The 23,385-nt window shown below is 66.6% G+C and carries 20 protein-coding genes; 16 read left to right on the top strand and 4 right to left on the bottom strand.

The genetic code is table 11. The features are described from left to right. The first annotated feature begins 45 nt into the window (after nt 1–45). The 3 genes from ACR65K_RS02335 to groL all read left to right on the top strand — a co-directional run bounded on the left by ACR65K_RS02335 (nt 46) and on the right by groL (nt 2,673). Nucleotides 46–441, top strand: a complete 396-nt coding sequence (locus tag ACR65K_RS02335) for a hypothetical protein (RefSeq protein ID WP_440151195.1) — start codon at nt 46–48, stop codon at nt 439–441. A 250-nt stretch (nt 442–691) separates the two neighbouring features. Continuing rightward, on the top strand, nt 692–985 hold the full coding sequence (gene groES / locus ACR65K_RS02340; RefSeq protein ID WP_440151196.1) for a co-chaperone GroES: 294 nt from the start codon (nt 692–694) through the stop codon (nt 983–985). Between the two features lie 77 nt (nt 986–1,062). Then, nucleotides 1,063–2,673, top strand: coding sequence for a chaperonin GroEL (gene groL, locus ACR65K_RS02345; protein ID WP_440151197.1), 1,611 nt, complete (start codon nt 1,063–1,065; stop codon nt 2,671–2,673). 146 nt (nt 2,674–2,819) lie between these two features. Here the strand turns inward: groL and ACR65K_RS02350 are convergent, their stop codons facing one another. Further along, a complete protein-coding gene (locus ACR65K_RS02350; RefSeq protein WP_440151198.1) occupies nt 2,820–3,422 on the bottom strand; it encodes a dihydrofolate reductase family protein in 603 nt (200 codons plus the stop codon). 56 nt (nt 3,423–3,478) lie between these two features. On the opposite strand from ACR65K_RS02350, the gene ACR65K_RS02355 reads away from it, so the two are divergent. The 4 genes from ACR65K_RS02355 to ACR65K_RS02370 all read left to right on the top strand — a co-directional run bounded on the left by ACR65K_RS02355 (nt 3,479) and on the right by ACR65K_RS02370 (nt 8,394). Beyond that, nucleotides 3,479–5,002 carry an ATP-dependent DNA ligase gene (locus ACR65K_RS02355; protein ID WP_440151199.1) on the top strand — a complete coding sequence of 508 codons (1,524 nt, stop codon included), beginning with the start codon at nt 3,479–3,481 and terminating at the stop codon, nt 5,000–5,002. Nucleotides 5,003–5,183: 181 nt separating this feature from the next. Continuing rightward, entirely contained in the window at nt 5,184–6,827 is a 1,644-nt protein-coding gene (locus ACR65K_RS02360; protein ID WP_440151200.1) for a helix-turn-helix transcriptional regulator, read from the top strand. 121 nt (nt 6,828–6,948) lie between these two features. Beyond that, a complete protein-coding gene (locus ACR65K_RS02365; RefSeq protein ID WP_440151201.1) occupies nt 6,949–7,266 on the top strand; it encodes a hypothetical protein in 318 nt (105 codons plus the stop codon). Nucleotides 7,267–7,284: 18 nt separating this feature from the next. Further along, complete coding sequence (locus ACR65K_RS02370) at nt 7,285–8,394, top strand: flavin-containing monooxygenase (protein WP_440151202.1); 1,110 nt, start codon at nt 7,285–7,287, stop codon at nt 8,392–8,394. On the opposite strand, the gene ACR65K_RS02375 is transcribed toward ACR65K_RS02370, so the two are convergent. Continuing rightward, nucleotides 8,363–9,331 carry a DUF389 domain-containing protein gene (locus tag ACR65K_RS02375; protein WP_440151203.1) on the bottom strand — a complete coding sequence of 323 codons (969 nt, stop codon included), beginning with the start codon at nt 9,329–9,331 and terminating at the stop codon, nt 8,363–8,365. The two genes, ACR65K_RS02370 and ACR65K_RS02375, sit on opposite strands and share 32 nt — an antisense overlap. 123 nt (nt 9,332–9,454) lie before the next feature. Between ACR65K_RS02375 and ACR65K_RS02380 the strand changes: the two genes are divergently transcribed. The 4 genes from ACR65K_RS02380 (at nt 9,455) to ACR65K_RS02395 (ending at nt 16,982) form a co-directional block, all read left to right on the top strand. Next, on the top strand, nt 9,455–11,524 hold the full coding sequence (locus ACR65K_RS02380; RefSeq protein WP_440151459.1) for an acyltransferase family protein: 2,070 nt from the start codon (nt 9,455–9,457) through the stop codon (nt 11,522–11,524). Between the two features lie 215 nt (nt 11,525–11,739). Then, nucleotides 11,740–13,251, top strand: coding sequence for an IMP dehydrogenase (gene guaB, locus ACR65K_RS02385; protein WP_142117142.1), 1,512 nt, complete (start codon nt 11,740–11,742; stop codon nt 13,249–13,251). Nucleotides 13,252–13,393: 142 nt separating this feature from the next. Beyond that, nucleotides 13,394–15,049: an HNH endonuclease signature motif containing protein gene (locus tag ACR65K_RS02390; protein WP_440151204.1), complete on the top strand. Its 1,656-nt coding sequence runs from the start codon at nt 13,394–13,396 to the stop codon at nt 15,047–15,049. Nucleotides 15,050–15,122: 73 nt separating this feature from the next. After that, nucleotides 15,123–16,982, top strand: coding sequence for an ABC transporter ATP-binding protein (locus ACR65K_RS02395; protein ID WP_440151205.1), 1,860 nt, complete (start codon nt 15,123–15,125; stop codon nt 16,980–16,982). Here the strand turns inward: ACR65K_RS02395 and ACR65K_RS02400 are convergent. Beyond that, nucleotides 16,979–17,581, bottom strand: a complete 603-nt coding sequence (locus ACR65K_RS02400) for a hypothetical protein (RefSeq protein WP_440151206.1) — start codon at nt 17,579–17,581, stop codon at nt 16,979–16,981. The genes ACR65K_RS02395 and ACR65K_RS02400 overlap by 4 nt on opposite strands. Then, nucleotides 17,581–18,210 (bottom strand): hypothetical protein, encoded by a 630-nt coding sequence (locus ACR65K_RS02405; protein WP_440151207.1) that lies wholly within the window; start codon nt 18,208–18,210, stop codon nt 17,581–17,583. The genes ACR65K_RS02400 and ACR65K_RS02405 overlap by 1 nt, the downstream gene beginning before the upstream one ends. A gap of 182 nt (nt 18,211–18,392) precedes the next feature. Here ACR65K_RS02405 and ACR65K_RS02410 point away from each other — a divergent pair, with 182 nt between their 5' ends. The 5 genes from ACR65K_RS02410 (at nt 18,393) to ACR65K_RS02430 (ending at nt 23,371) form a co-directional block, all read left to right on the top strand. Beyond that, nucleotides 18,393–19,529, top strand: a complete 1,137-nt coding sequence (locus ACR65K_RS02410) for a GuaB3 family IMP dehydrogenase-related protein (RefSeq protein WP_056334481.1) — start codon at nt 18,393–18,395, stop codon at nt 19,527–19,529. A 98-nt stretch (nt 19,530–19,627) separates the two neighbouring features. Continuing rightward, nucleotides 19,628–21,367 carry a glycerol-3-phosphate dehydrogenase/oxidase gene (locus ACR65K_RS02415; protein ID WP_056334484.1) on the top strand — a complete coding sequence of 580 codons (1,740 nt, stop codon included), beginning with the start codon at nt 19,628–19,630 and terminating at the stop codon, nt 21,365–21,367. A 41-nt stretch (nt 21,368–21,408) separates the two neighbouring features. Further along, on the top strand, nt 21,409–21,897 hold the full coding sequence (locus ACR65K_RS02420) for a PTS sugar transporter subunit IIA (protein WP_018769223.1): 489 nt from the start codon (nt 21,409–21,411) through the stop codon (nt 21,895–21,897). 98 nt (nt 21,898–21,995) lie between these two features. Further along, a complete protein-coding gene (locus ACR65K_RS02425; protein WP_440151208.1) occupies nt 21,996–22,868 on the top strand; it encodes an SURF1 family protein in 873 nt (290 codons plus the stop codon). Then, nucleotides 22,865–23,371 carry a DUF3817 domain-containing protein gene (locus ACR65K_RS02430; protein ID WP_056334490.1) on the top strand — a complete coding sequence of 169 codons (507 nt, stop codon included), beginning with the start codon at nt 22,865–22,867 and terminating at the stop codon, nt 23,369–23,371. The genes ACR65K_RS02425 and ACR65K_RS02430 overlap by 4 nt, the downstream gene beginning before the upstream one ends. The last annotated feature ends 14 nt before the right edge of the window (nt 23,372–23,385 follow it).

Raw genomic sequence — 23,385 nt, forward strand, 5'->3', positions numbered from 1 at the left:
CCTAGTGGAGGAGCGCGCGGCCGCGATGCGGATACTGTTGAAACCATGGATGAGAGCACAGCCCCCGTGGAGCCCGGCGGACACCCACCCAGGAACCGCGGCCCGGCAAGGTTTGCCCGTCCCGTCCTGATCGCTGCCGCCGTGGTGGCCGTGGTCTGCATCGCCCTGCTGGTGATCATTTTCCTGCTGGACACCTTCAACGCCACCGTCTATTCGGTGGGCGGCAACGACATCCAGGACAACACCCAGGAGTCCCGGGACATCCGCGGGCTGTACGACGGCGCGCGCATGGGGAGCATCTTCATCCTCGTCATTGCGGCGCTCGCCGCAGCGGGGGCCGGCTGGGTGCTCTTCCGGGCACGGAAGGCGGGCGGCGACGGCGACGGCGACGCCGACGGCGACGGCGGCGAAGACGTGGACTTCGACGACCTGGGCCGGTAGGGGAGCGTGCCCGGCGCCCGGGCCGCCGTCGTCGGGCCCCGAAAAGGCGTACGCCCATGACGAAACGTTGGCACTCACCTTGACCGAGTGCTAACCCTTACATAGAGTCTTCATTAGCACTCTCCCTAGGAGGGTGCTAATACATGAAGAGCTGCCAGCCAGGCTGCTGCCGGCACCGCGACGACGGTTTGCCAGCTATGGCGGAAAGCTTTCCAGTCCACGAATTTGCTGACGAAAAGGAGAGGTCCGAGTGTCGGTCTCTATTAAGCCTCTTGAGGATCGTATCGTTGTCCGCCCGCTCGAAGCCGAGCAGACCACGGCTTCCGGCCTGGTCATCCCGGACTCCGCGCAGGAGAAGCCGCAGGAAGGCGAAGTTGTTGCAGTAGGCCCCGGCCGCTTCGAAGATGGCAACCGCGTTCCCATTGACGTAGCCGTTGGCGACGTCGTCATCTACTCCAAGTACGGCGGAACCGAAGTCAAGACCGGCGGCACCGAGTACCTCGTGCTGTCCGCCCGCGACGTCCTGGCAATCGTCGTTAAGTAACTCTTCGGATCCCCGTGCCGCCGGCCATGCTCATGCTGGCCGGCAGTGCGGGGTTCTGTCTTTGAAAGGACAAAACCATGGCAAAGCAGCTTGCGTTTAATGACGCTGCCCGCCGGTCCCTTGAGGCCGGCATCGATAAGCTCGCGAACACCGTCAAGGTGACGCTCGGCCCCCGCGGCCGCAACGTCGTCCTGGACAAGAAGTGGGGCGCCCCCACCATCACGAACGACGGCGTCACCATCGCCCGCGAAGTGGAACTGGACGACCCCTACGAGAACCTTGGCGCCCAGCTGGCCAAGGAAGTAGCCACCAAGACCAACGACGTTGCCGGCGACGGCACCACCACCGCGACGGTCCTGGCCCAGGCCCTGGTCAAGGAAGGCCTGCGCAACGTTGCAGCGGGCGCTGCCCCCGGCCAGATCAAGCGCGGCATCGAAGTTGCGGTTGAAGCCGTGGCTGCCCGCCTGCTGGAGAACGCCCGCCCTGTCGAAGGCACCCAGGTGGCAAACGTTGCCGCCATCTCCGCCCAGAGCGACGAAATCGGCGAGCTCCTGGCCGAGGCCTTCGGCAAGGTGGGCAAGGATGGCGTCATCACCATCGAAGAGTCCTCCACCACCCAGACCGAACTGGTCCTCACCGAGGGCATGCAGTTCGACAAGGGCTACCTGTCCCCGTACTTCGTCACCGACGCGGAACGCCAGGAAGCAGTCCTCGAGGACGCCCTCATCCTGATCAACCAGGGCAAGATCTCCTCCATCCAGGAATTCCTGCCGCTGCTGGAAAAGGCGCTTCAGGCCTCCAAGCCGCTGTTCATCATCGCCGAGGACGTCGAGGGCGAAGCCCTGTCCACGCTGATCGTCAACCGCATCCGCGGCACCCTGAACGTCGTTGCCGTCAAGGCTCCCGGCTTCGGTGACCGCCGTAAGGCCATGCTGCAGGACATTGCCACCCTCACCGGTGCGCAGGTTGTCTCCCCGGAGCTGGGCCTGAGCCTGGACACCGTCGGCCTGGAGGTGCTGGGTACCGCCCGCCGCATCACCGTCACCAAGGACAACACCACCATCGTGGACGGCGCAGGTTCGGCCGAGGACGTGGCCGCACGCGTTGCCCAGCTGCGCGCCGAGGTTACCCGCACCGACTCCGACTGGGACCGCGAAAAGCTCCAGGAGCGGCTGGCCAAGCTGGCCGGCGGCATCGGCGTCATCAAGGTGGGTGCCGCAACCGAGGTTGAGCTGAAGGAAAAGAAGCACCGCATCGAGGACGCCGTGTCCTCCACCCGCGCTGCCCTCGAAGAAGGCATCGTGGCCGGCGGTGGCTCGGCCCTGATCCACGCCCTCAAGGCACTGGATGAGGATGCTGCTGTGAAGGCCCTCGAAGGTGACGCTGCCGCCGCCGTCGGCATTGTCCGCCGCGCACTGGTGCAGCCGCTGCGCTGGATCGCCCAGAACGCCGGCTTCGACGGCTATGTGGTCACCTCCAAGGTTGCCGACCTCGAAACCAACAACGGCTTCAACGCCAAGTCCGGCGAGTACGAGGACCTGATCGGCGCGGGCGTCATCGACCCCGTCAAGGTCACCCGTGCTGCCCTCCGCAACGCGGCCTCCATCGCCGCCCTGGTTCTCACCACCGAGACCCTTGTCGTGGAGAAGCCGGCCGAAGAGGACGAGCACGCAGGCCACAGCCACTAATCCCCACCGGCTCCCTAACCTCGCTTCGCTCGGTCAGGGAACCCTGACGGCGTGGGCCCACCACAGGGGCCGCTGCAGGCGCCATAAAAACCGGTCCAGCATCAGCTGGGCCGGTTTTTTGTGCACTCATAGCTGGAAGGTTCGGATCAGCCGGCCCCCATCTCCGCGGTTTCGACTCCGCCCGCCCGTTCGTAGACCAGCGACACGGCTCCCTTGGGGTAGCTGCGTGCCGGCTCGGCGAGGCGGAACGTGGCGGGTATGGTCCCGGCGTCGAAAAGCCGCTTGCCCTGCCCCAGGGTGACCGGATACAGCCAAAGATGAAGGCGGTCCAGCACCTCTGCCTCCAGCAAAGAGCGGATGAGGACCCCGCTGCCGAACATGTGCACCTGCTGGTACTCGTCCCGCAGCCTACCCACGGCCGCGGCATCCCGCAGCACCGTGGTGCCTGCCCATGCCGGATCGGTCAGGGAGCCGGACACCACAAACTTGGGGATGCGGTTGAGGGTGTCTGCTATGTCCCCGGACTGGTGGGGCCAATAGGCGGCAAAGATGTCATAGGTCTTCCGGCCCAGGAGCAGGGCATCCATCTTCTCCATGCCGGCTGCTATGGCGGCGCCGGATTCGTCGTCGGATACCGGTGCCTGCCAGCCGCCAAAGGCGAAACTGCCCTCAGGGTCTTCTTCGCGGCCGCCGGGCGCCTGGTAGACGCCGTCAAGGGTAATGAACAGGTTCGCAGCAATGACTCCCATGCGCCCATTCTGGAACCCGGCCATGGGCCTGTCCAGTGCCGTGGCAGGATGGTGCCATGCTGCTCCTTGAGCTCGTCAAAACCGCGGAGGCTGTCACCTCCACCCGCTCCCGGCTGGGCAAAGTGGATGCGCTGGCCCAGCTGCTGGGCCGGCTTGAGCCAGCGGAAATGCCGACGGCGGTGGGCTGGCTGGTTGCCAAGCCCCGCCAGGGACGCGTGGGCGTTGGCTGGAGTGCCGTTGCGGCTGCCAGGGAGGAGCCCGCCGTCGAGCCAACGCTCACCGTGGCCGACCTTGACGCCGCCCTGGACCGCCTGCTTGCCACGGCGGGTACCGGATCGGGCGCCGGGCGCGCAGCCACTCTACGGAAGCTGATGGCGGCGGCAACCGCGCCGGAGCAGTCATTCATCGCCGGGGTCCTCCTTGGCGAGCTTCGCACCGGAGCCCTGGAGGGCGTGCTGACGGACGCCGTTGCCCGTGCCGCCGGAAAGCCCGTTGCCGCCGTACGCCGCGCTGCCATGCTTTCCGGGGACCTCGGCGGAACCGCCCTGCTGGCCATCACCGGCACCGAAGCCGAGCTCGACGCCGTCGGCCTGGTGGTGGGTCGTCCCGTGCAGCCCATGCTCGCCGCCACCGCGGGCAGTCCAGGCGCAGCCCTGGAAGCGACCGGGGAGGCGTCGGTGGAGTACAAGCTCGACGGCGCCCGGATCCAAGTGCACCGGGCCGGCGACAATGTCCGCATCTTCACCCGCAACCTCGCCGACGTCACGCACCGGCTCCCCGAGGTGGTGGAGGTGGTGCGCGGACTGCCGCTGCGGGACGTGATCCTCGACGGCGAAACCCTGGCCCTGGACGAGGAAGGCGGCCCGCGGCCATTCCAGGAAACCATGGCGCGCTTTGGTGCGGATAAAGCGCGTGAAACGGTGCTGCACCCCTGGTTCTTTGACGTGCTGCACCTCGACGGGCGGGACCTGCTTGATGAGCCGCTGTCAGCGCGGATCGCTGAGCTCGAGCGGATTGCACCGGAGCACCGGATACCGGGGGAGGTCACGGCTGATCCGGCGGTTGCGGAGCGGGTGTCGCAGGACGCGCTTGCCGCCGGGCATGAGGGCGTTGTGGTGAAGGCGATCGATTCCACCTATGCGGCCGGCCGGCGCGGGTCCAACTGGGTGAAGGTCAAGCCGGTGCTCACATACGACCTGGTGGTGCTGGCCTGCGAATGGGGATCAGGGCGCCGCACCGGGATGCTGTCCAACCTGCACCTGGGTGCCCTTGACCCTGACGGCGAGTTCGGGGAGCCCGGCGGCTACGTGATGGTGGGCAAGACCTTCAAGGGCCTCACCGATGAATTGCTGCGGTGGCAGACGGAGCGGTTCCAGGAGCTTGAGGTGCGGCGCACTGCCGGCACGGTGTGGGTGCAACCGGTCACCGTCGTCGAAATCGCCATCGACGGCGTGCAGCAGTCGCCGCGCTACCCGGGCGGCATCGCCCTGAGGTTTGCCCGGGTCAAGCGCTACCGCGACGACAAGGCTCCGGCTGAAGCGGACACGATCCAGACCCTGCGCGGACTGCTGCGTTCGTAGCAGGCAACGCAGCCCACCCTTTCGGAGCAGCCTTATGTCCGGGCCCAGGATGGGTCCGGGAGGCGTAGGGGACCCGCTTGTGCAGGGTGTGCCGCGGGCGTACGGTGACGCATAAGTACCCTGGCGCCCACCGCATGCCGGCAACAAGCCAGGCCGGACCGTTGGTGTCCGAGGAGGACAGGTGTCAGCTGAAACGGGCATAGACAAAGGCAGGTCCGCCTTCCGCGAGCACCGCTGGAGCGATGCTTCCAGGAGTTACGCGGAGGCGGACAGGCACGGCGGCCTTCCCGCTGCCGACCTGGAGCGGCTGGGCACGTCCGGAATCCTGATTGGGGACATCGTCGCCGGCCTGGAAACGCTGACCCGTGCCCACGAGGAATATCTTGAGATAGGCGACGTCGAGAGTGCCGCACGGTGCGCGGGCTGGATGGGCATGCACCTGATGTTCATGGGGGAAAGGGTGCGCGCCGGAGGGTGGTTCGCCCGTGGCCGGCGGCTCGCGGACGAACTGGCGGAGCCCGGCGCAGTGCAGGGCCTCCTGCTCCTCCCCGACGGTCTGGGCAAACTTTACGGCGGTGATCCGGCCGGTGCCCTGGAGGTATTCTCCCGCGTTGCCGGCTACGGCCAGCTGTTCCACGACAAAGACCTCTCCGCGCTGGGGCTGCTCGGCACCGGCCAGGCCAACTTGATGCTGGGCCACCCGGACAAGGGACTCGCCATGTTCGATGAGGCCATGGTTGCCGTCACGGCAGGTGAAGTCTCCCCGGTCCCGTCGGGAATTATCTACTGCGCGGTCATCGGCAATTGCCACCTTGCATTCGACCTGGCAAGGGCGCTGGCCTGGACAACTGCCCTTGACCGCTGGTGCAGTGAACGGCCTGACATGGTGCCGTTCAGTGGCCAGTGCCAGGCGCACCGTGCCGAGCTCTACCGGCTGCACGGCGCGTGGGCGGAAGCCCTGGAAGCCGCGGCCGTGGCCCAAGGGTACTCAACCCGCGGCGATCCGCAGGCCCTGTACGGGGGGTATTACCAGCAGGGCGAAATCCAGCGGCTGACCGGAAACCTGGCAGGCGCCGAGGCTTCGTACCGCCAGGCGGCTGAAAGCGGCTATGAGCCCCAACCCGGGCTGGCCCTCCTGTGTCTGGCCCGTAGCGAAGTGCAACAGGCCCAATCGATGATTCGCAGGGCCATCGGTGTGGCGGACGTGGCCACCCGCCGGCACCTGTTGCCGGCCCTGGTGGAGATCGAACTTGCCTCATCCGCCCCTGAAGCGGCGCGGCGCGGCGCCGACGAGTTGGGAGCTTTTGCGCGCGAATGCCCTATGCCGATGGTGCGTGCCCTTGCCGGCCAGGCCGACGGCGGGGTCCTCCTTTCGGAGGGTGATCCGGTGGGTGCCTCGCAAGCCCTGCGGCGGGCTTGGAAACTGTGGCTGGAACTCGGTGTGCCGTACGAGGCAGCCCGATGCCGGGTTCTCATCGGGTGTGCGTGCCGGAACCTCGGTGATGAGCCATCAGCGTTGATGGATTTCGAGGCAGCGCATCGGGAGTTCCTGGAACTGGGTGCGGCTCCAGCAGCAGCGTGGACTGGGAGCCTCCTGCGGGAAGCCCAGGGCAGTTCCGGCGGTGCTGACGGGCCGTTGACCCCGCGGGAAGTGGAGGTGCTGCGGCTGGTGGCCTCGGGAATGGGAAACCGGGCCATCGCGGCGGAGCTGTACCTCAGCGAAAAGACGGTGGCGCGCCATCTGAGCAACATCTTCCTCAAATTGGGCCTGCCATCCAGGAGTGCTGCAACCAGTTACGCCTATGAGCACGGAATAGTCGGTTGAGGTGGTCCGCGTGCTGCCGGCGCGCGGTTAACGCGCCTGTACACAATTACCCATAAACCTCCGTCGGAGATACATGTTTTGGCCGATGAGGATTTGCCTGCGGCAACCGTAGCCTCAAAGCATGAATCTTCCGATGCTGGCCGGCACCATCTCGGCGGCGCTCTTCGCCGCGGGTTTGTTACCGATGCTTCTGAAGGCTGCCCGCACCAGGGACCTTGCGTCCTACAGCCTGGGCAGCCTGGTGCTGACCAACGTGGCGAACGCAATGCATTCGATCTACGTCTTCAGCCTTCCGGCCGGTCCCATTTGGGTCCTGCACCTGGCCTACGTCCTGGCTTCGGGCCTGATGCTCGCCTGGTGGCTGCGCTATAGGGGAACGGGAAGCGCCGGGGCCGCGGCACGGAACAAAGCCACGGTGGAACTTCAGCAATCCAATTGAGGGAAAGGGACCACAGTCATGAACAACAACGACCCCGTCGCCGGCACGCTGGACACGATGATCATCGGTGGAGGCCAGGCCGGTCTTGCCATGGGGTATTACCTGCAACGGCAAAAACGCACATTCCTGATTCTGGACGACTGCCCCAGGACCGGGGACTCCTGGCGGCGGCGCTGGGATTCGCTGCGGGTCTTTACACCCGCCAAATACGACGGTCTTCCCGGACTGGTTTTTCCTGCCGATCCGCTGTCCTTCCCTTCCAAGGACGAACTGGCGGACTACCTCGAACGGTACGCGGCGGAATTCCACCTGCCGGTCCGTCAAGGCATCCGTGTTGAGCGGCTCTGGCGGGAAGGGGACCGGTACGTTGCCGCATCCAACGGGCACCGGTGGGAGGCACGGAACGTGGTGGTGGCCACGGGTGCCGAACGGGTGGCCAAAATTCCGGACTTCGCTTCCCGGCTTTCCCCCTCTCTTGTCCAGCTCCACTCGAGTGACTACCGGAACCCCGGCCAGCTGCAGGACGGGGCGGCTCTGGTGGTTGGACTGGGCAACTCCGGTGCTGAAATAGCCCTGGAAGTCAGCCGGACCCATCCCACGCTCGTGGCAGGCAAACCCGGCGGAGAGCTCCCCGTGAAGCATGGGCGTACGGCGGCACGCTACGTCCTGCCGCTGGTCCGGTTTGCCGGCCTGTACGTGCTGAATGTCGGCACACCCATCGGGCGCAAGGCAATACCCGCACTCAAAGCCCATGGGGCACCCCTGATCCGGACGAAGTCCAAAGACCTTGCTGCCGCGGGGGTGCGGTTGGTTCCCCGGGTCAGGGGCGTGGAGGGCGGCGTGCCCGTCCTTGAGGATGGCAGCCGGCCGCAAATCACCAATGTGATCTGGTGCACCGGTTTCCGTGCAGACTTCGCCTGGCTGGATCCGGACCTGCTCGATAACGGGGCGATGCCCCGGCAGCAACGCGGGGTAGCGGTGGATTGGCCCGGACTGTTCTTCCTGGGGCAGGACTTCATGTACGCGGTGGCCTCGGCGACGCTTCCGGGCGTGTGCCGGGATGCGCGTTACCTGGCCGGGAAGATCCCGGCCCCGGCTAACCGCGGCTCCTTGTCCGCTGCCGCCTGAGGCTCCTCGCCACCCCGTGGGGCACGCGCCTGTAAACCATCCGGTAAAAGAGCAAAACCGCCAGGGCGGCCACCACGATGCCCACGAGGTTGAGCAGCAGTTGGAGGGCCGAGCCGGCCGCCTTCTGGTATTCACCAAGGACCAGGGCCACCGCAACGTATCCTGCCGCGGGCACGGTGGTTACCGAGATGAAGACGCCGATCAGGGCGGCGGAGCGCCGGCCGATGATGGAGAGCATTCCGGCGATCCCGGCCAGGACGGCCACAATCATTGAATACGGGCCCGGATGGTAGATGAACTCCACCGCGGAGCCCTTGTCCAACGCATCGCGGGGGAAAAGACCGAGCGGCACCGACAGCCATGCCGTCAGTGCCGCCAGCAGCATGGCAACCGGGAAGCCAACACACAGCGCGACAGCCGCCCGTCGGCCAAGCTTCCACTGGCGGGTGGCAAGCGAGACGGCCAGGGCGGCCAGCGGCCCGAACTCAGGCCCCACCGCCATGGCCCCCACAATGGCAATGGGGGAGTCCGTCACGATGCCGATCCCGGCAAGCTGCGTTGCTAATACCAGGAAGGCAATGAAGTTCCACGTCAGGCGGGAGTCCTCGCCCGTTTGCCGCGTCACGTCATCCCAGATCACTGCGTCCGCGCCGTCCCCGGGTGCTGCCTGCTCCGCCCGGTCGGCATTTTTGGAGAGGACGAATTCCGGTGCGCTCATGGCCACGGAGCCCACGTCCTGGACCTTCAGGATCTCCAGCTTCTCGAGCAGTTCCTCCACCGACTCCCGGGCAATCAGGACCTCGATGACGTCGCCCTGCGGCACGACGGACGCGCCCGGAACCAGCGCGACTTCTGCCGCACCCCGCTGCTCGCGGCACGTCTTTACGGTCACGTCGGACAGGTCCGAGGGCACGCAAATCCGCAGCTGGACAACCACACCGGCTCCCTTCGATGGTTGGGGTCAGCATAGTCCGAACCCGGGCCGTGATTGGCCGTTGCAGACCGCCTTGGCTAGGGTTGATGTTTTGGCTGGCGGGAATTGTGAGAGGTTCTAGTGTCGATAACGGAAACCCCGAAGGCACCTGAACCCCAGTCCAGTGCCGCAAACAGGAAACGAAAAACCACCTTCCGGCCCGAGGTCCAAGGGCTCCGGGCCCTGGCTGTCCTGATGGTGATGGCCTACCACGTTTGGCTGGGCCGGGTATCCGGCGGCGTGGATATTTTCCTGCTGATTTCGGCTTTCCTGCTCACCCTGTCCTTCGTCCGCAAGGCAGAATCGGGCCACCCCTTCCGCCTGCTGGCGCACTGGCTGCACCTGTTCAAGCGCCTGCTGCCCGCCGCCGTCGTGGTGATCCTCGGAGTCCTGGCCGGCACCTGGCTGATCCTGCCGCAGGGCCGCTGGCCGCAGGTGCTGGACCAGGCATGGGCATCGCTCCTGTACCGGCAGAACTGGCTCCTGGCAGACACCGCAGTGGACTACTACGCGCAGGACCACGCCGGAGCCAGCCCGCTGCAGCACTTCTGGTCCCTGTCCATCCAGGGCCAGGTGTTCATCCTGTGGCCACTGATCTTTGCCGCCGCCGGCGTGCTGAACGTGCTGCGCCGGGTTCCACGCCTGAACGGGCTGACCTATCGGGGGTTGCTGGCCGTGGTCTTTGGCGCTGTGCTGGTGGTGTCGCTGGCCTACTCCATTGACCAGACCGCCACCAACCAGGCGTACGCATACTTCGATACGCGCGCCCGGCTCTGGGAGTTTGCGCTGGGATCATTGCTGGCACTGGTGTTGCCCTACCTGAAGCCCCGCCGAAAGCTGAGGGTGGCACTGGGCTGGGCCGGACTGGCAGCCATGGTGTCGTGCGGGCTGGTCCTGACCGTCGACCGGTCCTTCCCGGGGTATGTGGCGCTGTGGCCCACGCTGGCCGCGGCGGCCATCATCGTTGCCGGGCAAACGGGCAGCCGCTTCGGCGTGGACCGGCTCCTCAGCAGCCGCCCCGCCGTCGCCCTGGGGGACAACTCCTACGCCCTGTACCTCTGGCACTGGCCGGTCCTGGTGCTGGCGCTCGCGGCCACCGGCGTGGAGGCGCCCAACCTCACGCAGGGACTGGGCATCGTCGGTGCCTCCATCGTGCTCGCTGTCCTCACCACCCGCTTTGTTGAAAAGCCGCTGCGCGACTGGCATTGGCCCAAGCTCCGCGCCTGGCGGACCGCCGTCGTCATTGTTGCCTGCGGTGCCCTGCTGGCCGGGCCCGTCGCCGTCTGGCAGACGTCGCTCACCGCGGAGGAAAGCGCGACGGCGGCACAGCCCCGCGAGCTCACGCCCGGGGCCCGGGCGCTCACCCCGGAGAACGAAAACACGCCGGCGCCGAGGGCTCGAACCATTCCCGGGCCCACCGCCCTGGACAATGACTGGGCCGGCATCGACTCGCCCTGCACGGGCGCCAACGCCACCAGCGACCCCGTCTTGGAGGGGTGCCGGCAGGAGCTTCCCGAGGAACCGTCCTCCAGGCGCATCGTGGTGCTGGGCGACTCCCACGCCCAGCAGTACCTGGCCGCGCTGGCTCCCGTGGCGGCCGCGCGTGGCTGGGAGCTGGTGACCCTGCTGATGCCCGCGTGCCGGTTCGGCGCCGAATCGGAGACCAGGAATGCTGAATGCAACGCCTACAACAAGGCCAGCTCCGCCTACGTCCTGGAGCACCGCCCGGATGCGGTGTTCACCGTGGCGTCGCTGACCCACGAGGAGGCCCCGTTCGAAACCGAAGTGCCGGGATATCTGGACGGCGTGAAGCCGTTCGCTGACGCGGGAATCGAGATCGTGGGCATCCGCGACAACCCGCGGTTCACCTTCAACATGCCCCAGTGCGCGCAGCGGAACGGTGCCGACGCGCCCGCCTGCAACCCGCCGCTGGCCGAATCCCTCGTGGAGCCGTCGCCGTTGGAGAATTACCGCGGCAAGCTGCCCGGGCTGCACCTGATGGACATGAGCGACTTCATCTGTGCCCGCGGCGTGTGCCCTGCCGTGGTGGGCAATGTGTACGTCTACAAGGACGACAACCACCTCACCAGGACCTACGTGGAGACCATGATCCCCATGTTCGAGCAGCGCCTGCTGGCGGCGACCGGCTGGAGCTGAGCGGGTCCTTCGGGTGCGGTTGCTCACATTGGCGGCGTGGAATAGGGGGATCGGCGCCAAGGTTCTAATATTTACTCAACACTTTCTGCCCCCGGAACGCCGTGCTGCACGGTGCTCCCGCAGGATCGTCTGCACAGGCCAGTTCCGTAATAACGGGCTGGTCATCGGCTGCAACCCCTACCCGTGACCCCGCAACCAAGGTAAGAGGCGCACTCATGACCGAGCCCCAACACGACCCCTTTGGCTTTATCGGCCTGACCTACGACGACGTCCTGCTCCTGCCGGGCCACACCAACGTCATCCCGTCCGAGGCAGACACCTCCTCGCGGATCTCCAAGCGGATCACCGTGCAGACCCCGCTGCTTTCCGCGGCCATGGATACCGTCACCGAATCCCGCATGGCCATCGCCATGGCACGACAGGGCGGCCTGGGCGTGGTGCACCGCAACCTGTCCATCGCCGACCAGGCCGACCAGGTGGACCGGGTCAAGCGGAGCGAATCCGGGATGATCACCAACCCGCTGACCATCCGCCCTGAAGCCACGCTGCGTGAACTGGACGATCTCTGCGCCCACTACCGCGTTTCCGGCCTGCCCGTGGTGGATGAGGACAACCGCCTCCTGGGCATCGTCACCAACCGCGACACCCGCTTCGTCCCCGAATCGGACTTCCCGCTGCGGCTTGTCAGCGACGTTATGACCAAGATGCCCCTGGTCACGGGGCACGTGGGGATCAGCCGTGAGGAAGCCTCGCACAAGCTGGCAACCAACAAGATCGAGAAGCTCCCGCTGGTGGACGACCAGGGCCGGCTCAAGGGCCTAATCACCACCAAGGACTTCACCAAGGCCGAGCAGTACCCGCTGGCCACCAAGGACGACGAAGGCCGCCTCCGCGTTGGCGCCGCCATCGGCTTCTTCGGGGACGGCTGGGAGCGGGCCATGGCACTGGTCGATGCCGGCGTCGACGCCCTGTTCGTGGACACCGCCAACGGCCACTCCCAGGGCGTGCTGGACATGATCCGCCGGCTGAAGTCGGACCCCGTCGCCGCACACGTGGACATCATTGGCGGTCAGGCTGCCACCCGTGAAGGCGCCCAGGCACTGATCGACGCCGGCGCCGACGGCATCAAGGTGGGCGTTGGTCCCGGATCCATCTGCACCACCCGCGTGGTGGCCGGCGTCGGTGTCCCGCAGATCACCGCCATCTATGAATCCGCCAAGGCTGCGATTCCGGCCGGCGTGCCGCTGATCGCCGACGGCGGCCTGCAGTACTCGGGCGACATCGGCAAGGCACTGGTGGCCGGAGCCGACACCGTCATGCTGGGCTCGCTCCTGGCCGGCTGCGACGAGTCCCCGGGCGAGCTGATCTTCGTCAACGGCAAGCAGTTCAAGTCCTACCGCGGGATGGGCTCCCTGGGCGCCATGCAGTCCCGCGGCAAGAACACGTCCTACTCGAAGGACCGCTACTTCCAGGCCGATGTGTCCGGTGACGACAAGCTCATCCCCGAAGGCATCGAAGGCCGCGTGGCCTACCGTGGCCCGCTGTCCTCCGTGGCCTACCAGCTGGTGGGCGGCCTGCGCCAGACCATGTTCTACACCGGCGCGCCCACCATTCCCGAGCTGAAGGCGCGCGGCAAGTTTGTCCGCATCACCTCTGCCGGGCTGAAGGAATCGCACCCGCACGACATCCAGATGACCGTGGAGGCGCCGAACTACGGTTCGCGCTAGGCGGGACGTCGCGTTTCGCTGACTAGAGCGTGAACACGAGGAGGCAAGGTTTCGGCCTTGCCTCCTTTGTTTTTCCTCCGCCGCGTTCCCTTGGGATGCATCCTCGGCCTTAAATGTCAGTGCCTCGCTGGATGATGTGGGTATGGAAATCGCCGGTGGTGTTGGGACAGCGATGGATGGTGTTCTGGCCTCTGTTGCTGCCTTGGATGCGCTGGACCTTGAGGATGCTTCTTTGGCTTCCGACGCTCATGCGGGTACTGATGTTGATGTGCTGCAGCGGCGGTACGAGCTCCGGCTGGAACGGTTGGAAGTCTCATCCCGTTTGAGGGCACAGCTCGCCGCGGTGGAAGCCCGGGACGCGGTGGAGTGCGTAGGGTTCCAGCACGTGATGCTCGCCCCTGACGCCCCGGTGCATGAGCGCACGTTCGCGGAGATGTCAGCGGTGGAGGAGATCGCCGGGGTCCTGACCGTCAGTTCCGGAGCTGCCGGGGCGTTCGTGGAACAGTCCCGGCGGGTGTGCGCCCTGCCGCCGGTCCTTGCAGCGTTGTCCACCGGGGACCTGTCCTGGCAGCACGCGAAAATTGTTGCCGATGAAACCGAGGGCCTCACCCTGGACGGCGCCGCCGCCCTCGTGGCCCACCTCTTCGACCCCGACGCCCCCAACCCGGCCCGCGGCGCCCCACCGGGTGAGCTCGTGCCCTCCCGGTTCCGCACCAAGGTCCGTTCCTGGCGGGAACGCCACCACCCCGAAACCCTGGACAAGCGGCACGCCAAGGGCGTCGCGGACCGACGGATGGAATACACCCCGGACCGCGACGGCATGGCCTGGATCTCCCTCCACCTCCCCGGCGACACCGCCTGCGCCATCTGGAACCGCACCACCGCCACCGCCCGCGGCCTCCAAAGCCCCAACGAACCCCGCACCATCACCCAACTCCGCCCCGACATCGCAGCAGCACTACTCCTCGGGACAGGCAGCGCCACCGAAAACAGCGCCACCGCCGCCCGTTCCGGGAGCGTTCCGGCTGAGGCAGCCGCTACTGATACCGCCCCGGGTCCCGGGAACGCGCCGGGTGCAGACGGCGTCTCCGACACGGCCGGTTTGGAAGCCACTCCGGAAATCGGGAAAGTCCCCGCTCCGCGGGCCGATGTCCTGGTCATGGTCCCGGTGTTCTCCCTGCTCGGCCAGACGGACGAACCCGCGGTGCTGGACGGTTTCGGCCCCATCCCGGCGTCCATGGCCCGGAAACTCGTTGCGGACGGGGCGGAGTCGTTCTACCGGGTCCTGGTCGACCCCCGCGACGGAGCCCCTTTGGAGATCGGCCGCCAACGGTACCGGCTCCCGGAAACCATCAAACAGTGGATCCGGATGCGGGACGGCAAATGCACCTTCCCCGGCTGCAGCAACCACACCCCGGACAACGACACCGACCACCTCACCGCCTGGGAACACGGCGGCACCACCGGCACCAACAACCTGGCACAACTCTGCCCCAAACATCACCGCCTCAAGCACGCACGGCCATGGATCCCCGACCCCGCCACCCACAACGGACCGCCCGGCTGGACCTCACCAACCGGCCGGCATTACAAACCCGAACACCCCGACCCCGAACCAACCCACTGGCCACCGGGCATCATGCCGGTGTCCACCGGGACCCCCTGCATGGAAGCCTGCCCCGAAGACCTCCCGCAGTGGGAACCGGACGACGACCAACTCATCGACCTCAACGACCTGTCACCAGAGGATCCAGTATGGGCGGAATTCTTCGCGAAGCCGTTCATGCTGTCGGTCTGACCCGTGTCTCCCGTCAGTCACCGGATCTTTCGGCGCTGCCCTTTCAGCCCTGGGCCAGCACTAGGCTGATTCCATGTCCCAACCGCGCCATCCGGCGGAACTCACCCCCAAACGCGACCCGCAAAAGAGGCTGGCCCTTCGTCCCTATGCCCGCGCCGTAGCCCAGGTACTGCGGGTCAGTTTCCGCGCCTCACCCGGCGCTGTGGTCATGAAGGTGCTCGGCTCACTGATCTCGGCCGTGCTGCCGCTGGTCACCACATTCTTCGCATCGCTCACCACCACGGCCCTGGCAGCGGCATACGCCGGTGACGCCGGCGCAGGGCAGCTCGCAATTGTCTACGTCATCATCACCGCCGCGCTGGGCCTTTTCTGGGGTGCCTTCAACAGCGTGGACCGCTATATCCAGCAGCTGATGAGCTTCAAGGTGGGCGCCATCGTGGGCGACCAAATGTACGAACGCTTCCTTGCCCTGGAATTCTGGCGCTACGACGACAAGGAAACCGTTGACCTCTACGACCGCGCCAAGCGGTTCTCCGATTCGTACGCCCGCGTTCTGGACCGCATCGCCGCAATCTTCACCCAGCTCGTGTCGGTCATCCTTGCCATCGGCGCCCTGTTGTTGGTCAGCTGGTGGATCGCCGTCATCGTCCTGGTGGCCATCGTCCCCAGCGTGTACCTTCAGTTCAAGCTCTCCAGGGAGCAAATTGCGCACTGGAACACGCAGGTGGACTCCCGGCGGCAGCGCCGGATGATCGAACAGAACCTGCTCCGCCCGCAGCATATTGCCGAGATGCGGCTTTACGGCATTGTCGGCTTCCTCATGGATCTCCGCGCCCGGCTCCGGGACGCGGACGAGCGCCGCCGGCTCGACTACCAGCGGCGCTACATTCCCAGGCAACTCGCCGCGGACGCGCTCCAGTACGGGGCGGAGGTGGTCTCCCTGATCTGGGTGGTGGGCCAGATCATCGCCCGTGCCCAACCCGTCGGCCAGTTCCTGTATGTGCAGCAGATCGTCAGCCGCGCTTTGTCCACCGCGAACAACCTGGTGTCCTCCCTGAGCTCCATTGACGAGGACCTGGCCAACCTGAAGGACTACGAGCTGTTCATGGCGATGCCCGTGCACTCCGAACACGCCCCGCCGCTCCCGGAAGCGCCGAGGGAAGTCGAGCTGAAGGACATCCGCTTCACGTACACGGGAAGCGACATCGAAGTGATCCGGGGAATCAGCCTGACCATCCGCCAGGGCCAGCACATCGCCATCGTGGGGGAGAACGGTGCCGGCAAGTCCACGCTGATCCGCATCCTCGCCGGCCTTTACCGTCCAGACTCCGGCCAGGTGCTGCTCGACGGCGTTGACCTGGCCGCCGTCGACGTCACCTCCTGGCACCGCCACCTGGCGGTGCTGAGCCAGGAGTTCCTCAAGTACGAGTTCGCCACCGCAGCGGAAAACATCTACTTCGGCGATGTGGACAGCCCGCGCGATGACGGGCGGATCCGGCGCGCCGCCGCCGACGCCGAGGCCCTGGACTTCATCAACAAACTGCCCAACGGCCTGGACAACCACGTCAGCAACTGGATGGAGGACCCGCGCGGCCGCAAGGGCAGCGGCCTTTCCGGGGGCCAGTGGCAGCGGTTGGCCATGGCTCGGAACTTTTACCGGGACGCGTCCTTCATGGTGATGGACGAGCCCACGTCGGCCATCGACGCACTCGCCGAGCACCGGATCTTCACCCGGCTCTTCGCAGACCGCAGCAGCACCATCATCGCCATCAGCCACCGTCTGGCCACCATCGAGAAGGCTGACATCGTGTACATGCTGGAGGACGGAGAGATCGTGGAGCAGGGCACGCACAAAGAGCTGGTGGCGCTCCGCGGCAGGTACTTCAGGATGTTCGAATCCCAACTGACTGTAGAAGAGCCGACCGGACTCTAAACCTCCACCACGGTGGTGCGCACCCGCGCCACACTGGGCCGCGGCGGGACGCTGCTGAAGCCGAAGGTCACGGCGGGGCTTATCGGGGCCAGGGGCCCGGCGTCCGCGCCTTCCCAGGTGACGACGGCGGCGGTCACGTGGTGCAGGTCCGTCACCCCGTAATACTCAGCCCGGCCGCTGCCCGCCGTGCCGTAGGTGCGGGCGCCCGGAGCTGCCAGGGCAGCCAGCGGACTGACCGCTGACAGCCACCGCGGATGGACTGCAAGGCGCCGGGGCACCGCCCGCAGCGCCGAACCAAGGTACGTCCTCGCTCCGGTGACTGCCCGGATGGCCAGCGGGCCGGCGTCGACCGCCAAGGTGCCATCTGCCAATCCCGCATTGACATCTCCAACGCTCACCTCATCAAAGCTGTAGGTGGCAGCAATGAAGTCCGCAACCTCGCGGGACGGCGCCAGCAGCAGCCGGTGTCCTGAGGGCTGCTGCAGCATGACGTCCGAGAAGGCCCCGAAAGGGGACTCCTGCCACATGCCAATCACGGCGCGCAGCCCGGAGGCGGTGCCAATGCCGGCGATGTGCCCGTCGAAGATCCAGCTTGCCATCAGAGTGGACCGTAGGCGGCGTTGCCGTACGGATCGCGCCAGACGGCCAGATCCTCCTCGACTGCCCTCCGAAGCCTCGGGTTGGTTTTCACCCGCAGACGGAATGACTGCCGGGCCCGGCCCATGACCGTGGACGGCACTATGATGCACGCGACCAGGAGGGCCAGCGTGAGTACGTAGATGCCCACCAGCGTTACGGCCGTGGAGCCGCCCTTCGCCGCGGCAGAGGGCAGGGTCGGAAAAATGAACGCGCCGATAATGGCCGCCAGAAACAACACCATGGCAATGCCGCCGCGGGCGGATCCGGGGCCACGGGTGATCAGGACCTTGTCGGTCCGGGGCAGGGCGGATCGGACCCGTTTCCACCCGAAGATGCCCAACAGCATCAGGACGGCCCCCAGCGGGGCCAGGACGAGCGCTGTCGCGGGGTTCCCCGACATGACGGAGAAGAAGGCGCCGGCCAGGGCCAGGACCGGTCCGCCGGCGATCGCGCTGCTCCAACCGGCCGCCAGGGTGCCCTGGGCATCCGCCAGTTGGCGCAGCCGGGACGAGGCGTCCGGTGGGCTGACCCGGGCCAGTTCGGGGGAGAGCCAGTGCTCAAGGGGGTGAGCGGGCTGCAGATGGGTCATTCGGCTCAATATCCTTCGATCTTGCGGGCACACAGCCTCTGCCGTTCCGCCCAGAGCCCAAGCTACGGCATCCCGTGCCCTGGTGCGATGCAGAGGTCTGCCAGCGCGTGACGGTCCGGCGTCCCGGATGACGCGTCCCAGTCCCGGCCCGGCCAGCGGAACTGCTGGGATAACCTAGAGCAGTGACTTATGAGATCGAGATCGGCCGTGGCAAGCGTGGGCGTCGTGCCTACTCCCTGGATGACATTGCAATCGTCCCCAACCGTCGCACCCGCGACCCCAAGGACGTCTCCGTCTCCTGGCAGATCGACGCGTACCAGTTCGACATGCCGGTGATCGCCGCCCCGATGGACTCCGCCATGTCGCCGGCGACGGCCATCGCGCTGGGCAAGCTCGGCGGCCTGGGCGTCCTTGACCTGGAGGGCCTCTGGACCCGCTACGAGGACCCGCAGCCCATCCTCGATGAGATCGGCGCGCTCCAGGACGAGACCAACAGCCCTGCCGTCACCGGCCGGATGCAGGAGCTCTACCAGGCCCCCATCCAGCCCGAACTCATCACGTCCCGCCTGGCCGAGATCCGGGAGGCAGGTGTCACCGTTGCCGGTTCCCTGACCCCGCAGCGCACCCAGGAGCACTACAAGACCGTGGTGGCTGCCGGCGTGGACATCTTCGTCATCCGCGGCACCACCGTATCCGCCGAGCACGTCTCCAAGGACCACGAGCCGCTGAACCTCAAGCAGTTCATCTACGAACTCGACGTCCCCGTCATCGTCGGCGGCGCGGCGGGCTACACCCCGGCGCTGCACCTCATGCGCACCGGCGCGGCAGGCGTGCTGGTGGGCTTCGGCGGCGGCGCAACCACCACTACGCGCCGCGCGCTGGGCATCCACTCGCCCATGGCGTCCGCCATTTCCGACGTCGCTGCCGCCCGCCGGGATTACATGGACGAGTCCGGCGGGCGCTACGTGCACGTCATTGCCGACGGCGGCATGGGCACCTCGGGTGACATCGTCAAGGCAATTGCCATGGGCGCCGACGCCGTCATGCTGGGCAGCGCGCTGGCCCGCGCCGAAGAGGCGCCCGGCAAGGGCTGGCACTGGGGCCAGGAGGCGCACCACACGGAACTGCCGCGCGGTGACCGCGCCAACGTCGGCACCGTGGGGCCGTTGGAGGAGGTCCTCTTCGGACCCGGCCACCACACGAACGGAACGTCCAACCTTATTGGTGCGCTGCGGCGCTCGATGGCGACCACCGGCTATTCGGACCTGAAGGAATTCCAGCGGGTCGACGTCGTCGTATCGCCTTACGCAGGCAACTGAGACGCAGGGCAGGGCGGGCACCTGCCGCCCTGCCCAAAGCACGCTTCCAGCAAGTAGTGTGGGTTTACTACCGGCACTAGAGGCACTGGAGGCGTTCAATGAAGAGTGTTCCTGCAAACGGCGGGGTCCTTGGCCCCGAAGCCAGGGAAGCATCCATCCAGCGGTTGCGCGCCACCACCGAACCCGGCCAGGAACTGGACATCCTGATTGTGGGCGGCGGCATCGTGGGCGCGGGAGCCGCATTGGACGCGGTAACCCGGGGCCTGAGCGTCGGCATCGTCGAGGCAAGCGACTGGGCTGCCGGCACGTCGTCGCGGTCTTCGAAACTCATCCACGGCGGCCTGCGCTACCTGGAGATGCTCGACTTCGCCCTGGTCAAGGAGGCCCTGCAGGAACGCGGGCTGCTGCTCTCTGAACTCGCCCCGCACCTGGCCCGGCCGGTGCCCTTCCTGTATCCACTGACCAAACCGTTCATCGAGCGGCCCTACGTCGGGGCGGGCATCGCACTGTATGACGCCATGTCCATCTCCAGCGGACACAGCCGCGGGGTCCCGTTCCACAAACACCTGAGCAAGCGCGGCACCCTGCGGGCCGCCCCCAGCCTGAAGAACGACGCCTTCGTCGGCTCCATCAGGTACTACGACGGCCAGGTGGATGACGCGAAATACGTCGCAAACCTGGTCCGGACCGCCGCCTACTACGGGGCCCATGCCGTGAACCAAATGGCCGTGGTGGACTTCCTGCGGGAGGGCGAACGGGTGGTCGGAGCCAAGGTGGAAAACCGCGAGGACGGGACGCAGTTCGGCATCCGCGCCAAGCAGGTCATCAACGCCACCGGAGTCTGGACGGACGAAACCCAAGCCATGGTGACCGACCGGGGCCAGCTGAAGGTCCGGGCCTCCAAGGGCATCCACCTGGTGGTTCCCCGCGACCGCTTCCAGTCCACCGTGGGCCTGATCCTGCGCACGGAAAAGTCGGTGCTTTTCGTCATCCCATGGGGACGCCACTGGATCATTGGCACCACCGACACCGACTGGCACCTGGACAAGGCGCACCCGGCTGCCTCGAGCAAGGACATCGACTACGTCCTGGAGCACGTCAACCAGGTGCTGAAACGTCCCTTGACCAGGGAGGATGTGGAAGGCGTGTATGCCGGGCTCCGGCCGCTGCTGGCCGGCGAAAACGACTCCACGGCCAAGCTGTCCCGCGAGCACGTGGTGGCGCACCCGGTCCCCGGCCTGGTGGTGGTGGCAGGCGGCAAGTGGACCACGTACCGGGTCATGGCCAAGGACGCGGTGGACGAGGCGACACGCACCATGGACGAGCGGGTCCCGCCGAGCTGCACCGAGACAATCCCGCTGCTGGGCGCCAGCGGCTTCCGGGCGGCCTGGAACCGCCGGAACCGTACCGCTGAGGAATCCGGGGTCCACGTGGCAAGAATCGAACACCTGCTCAACAGGTACGGATCGATGACGCCCGAGGTGCTGGCCATCATCGAGCAGAACCCGGAACTGGCCGAGCCCCTCCCGGGAGCCGACGACTACCTGCAGGCCGAGGCCGTCTACGCCGCAAGCCATGAAGGTGCCCGCCACGTCCAGGACGTCCTGACCCGGCGCACCCGGATCTCCATCGAGGCCTGGGACCGCGGCGTGTCCGCTGCCCCCGTTGTCGCTAAACTGATGGGTGACGTCCTTGGCTGGAGTGACGCGCAGCGTGAAAACGAGATCCGCCACTACATTGCCCGGGTGGAAGCCGAACGCCTCAGCCAGCAACAGCCGGACGACGAATCCGCAGACGCCGCCCGCCTGGGCGCGGAAGACATCGTGCCCTTGCGCTGAGGGGCTCGTTCGCCCCGCACTGCTGACTGAAGGGATACGCCTTGGCGGAACCACTGGACCCGTATGACGCCCACCTCACCACTGCCGACATGGTGATCCTGGAAATGGAGGCGAAGGACAAGACCGACGCCACCAACCAGCTGGCGGAACGGTTGCACGCTGCCGGGCGGATTTCGGATCTTGACGGGTTCCTGAAGAACGTCAATGCCCGGGAGCACCAACTCGCCACGGGACTCCCGGGCGGCATTGGGCTCCCGCACGCGCGCAGCGAGTTCGTCTCCCAAACCTCCATCGCGGTGGGCATCGCCAAGTACGGCCATGCCCTGGACTTCGGCGCCGCGGACGGGCCCGCCACGGTCATCCTGCTGATAGCCACCCCCGCCAGTTCCTTCTCGGACCACCTGGAAGTGCTGGCCACCCTGGCACGGTCGCTGTCCAAGGAGTCGTTCCGGGAATCGCTCCGGCGGGCGTATGACGCCGAAGTCATCGCCGAACTGATCAACTCCAGCCTGGTGTTCTTCGACCACTAGGCCCGCCCCGACCACCGGGCCCGCCCGGCCGCCTCTTTCCGGGTCCGGGCATCCCGGGCGTTTAGTTGTTCTACAAGAGTACGAAGTACGGTTAAGACGTGTGGAAAACAGCCCTCAAGCCCCGATGGATCGCAGGCTTTATCTTCGCGATCGCGCTCTCCGGGGTCTTCGTGCTGCTCAGCCAGTGGCAGTTCGGCCGCTCCACCCAACCCGAAGTGCCAGTCAACCCGGCCACCGAACAGGTCCAGCCGTTGACAAGCACGCTGCAGCCAGGTGAGTTCTTCCACGGCAGCGTCGCCGACCAGATGGTCACTGCGCAGGGAACGTACAGTGCGGACAAACAGGTCCTGGTTCCCGGCCGGCTCCATGAGGGAAAGAGCGGCTACTGGGTGGTATCGGCCTTCGCCGTGAACGGTGCCCCCACCCTGACCGGAGCCGCCGCAACACCGCAGACCTGGATCCCCGTGGCACGCGGATGGGTTGCGGAACCCCAGGACGCGGCAGCACCGCCGTCGGGCCTTGTTGAACTGACCGGACGGCTGCTGCCCTCCGAGGCGCCGGTGGCCGGGAAAGCACCAAAGCCGGGGGAGGCCTCGGCTGTGTCCGTGGCCGAGCTCATCAACTACTGGGACGTGAGCAGTTATCCGGGCTTCGTGTCGGCCACCTCAGAGGTGGTGGGCGGCCAGGACGTCAGTGCCGCCGCAGTACAGGGGAGTCTCCTGCCGCTGGACATCGGCCCCCAGCCGCCGGCACAGCACATCAACTGGCTCAACCTCTTCTACTCCATCGAGTGGGTGGTGTTCGCCGGCTTTGCCCTCTTCATCTGGTGGCGGCTGGTCAAGGACGACTACCACCGGGACCTCGAAGAAGCCCTCGATGACGCCGACGATACCGACGGCGACGAGCGGCACGAACCGCACCAGCCAGCACACCCGCAGCCTGACCAGCACCAGCAGAAGGTACAGCCATGATTGATCCGAAACCGGCCACCCCGTCAGCACAGGCCCCCGGCGGCAAGACCGGCAAGAAGCGCCGCTTTGGCGGTACCGAGGCCCAGATCCGGTCGGCCCTGAAGTTCTACAAGGTCATGGCCTACCTCACCGGCACCATGCTGCTCCTGCTGTGCGCCGAACTTGTGGCCCGGTACGGCTTCGGGCAGTACCTGTTCGCCGGCGGCACCAACGCGGTGACGGGCCAGCCGTTCGGCTTCGGGTTCGCCGACGCGGAGCCCCCGGGAGTGCTCAACGGCGTGAACATCTCCGTCACGGTCCTGATCGTGCACGGCTGGATGTACGTCGTGTACCTGATCTCCAACTTCCGGTTGTGGTCCCTGATGCGCTGGCCGTTCCTGAAGCTGGTCCTGCTGGCCCTTGGCGGTGTAGTGCCGTTCCTGTCCTTCATTGTCGAAAAGAAGTTCCACGCCGAGGTGGAGGCCGAACTGGCCGCCAACCCCCAGGCGCCGCAGCGGTACTAGCCGCTGCGGTTCCA

The sequence above is a fragment of the Arthrobacter sp. SAFR-179 genome, from assembly GCF_059414945.1.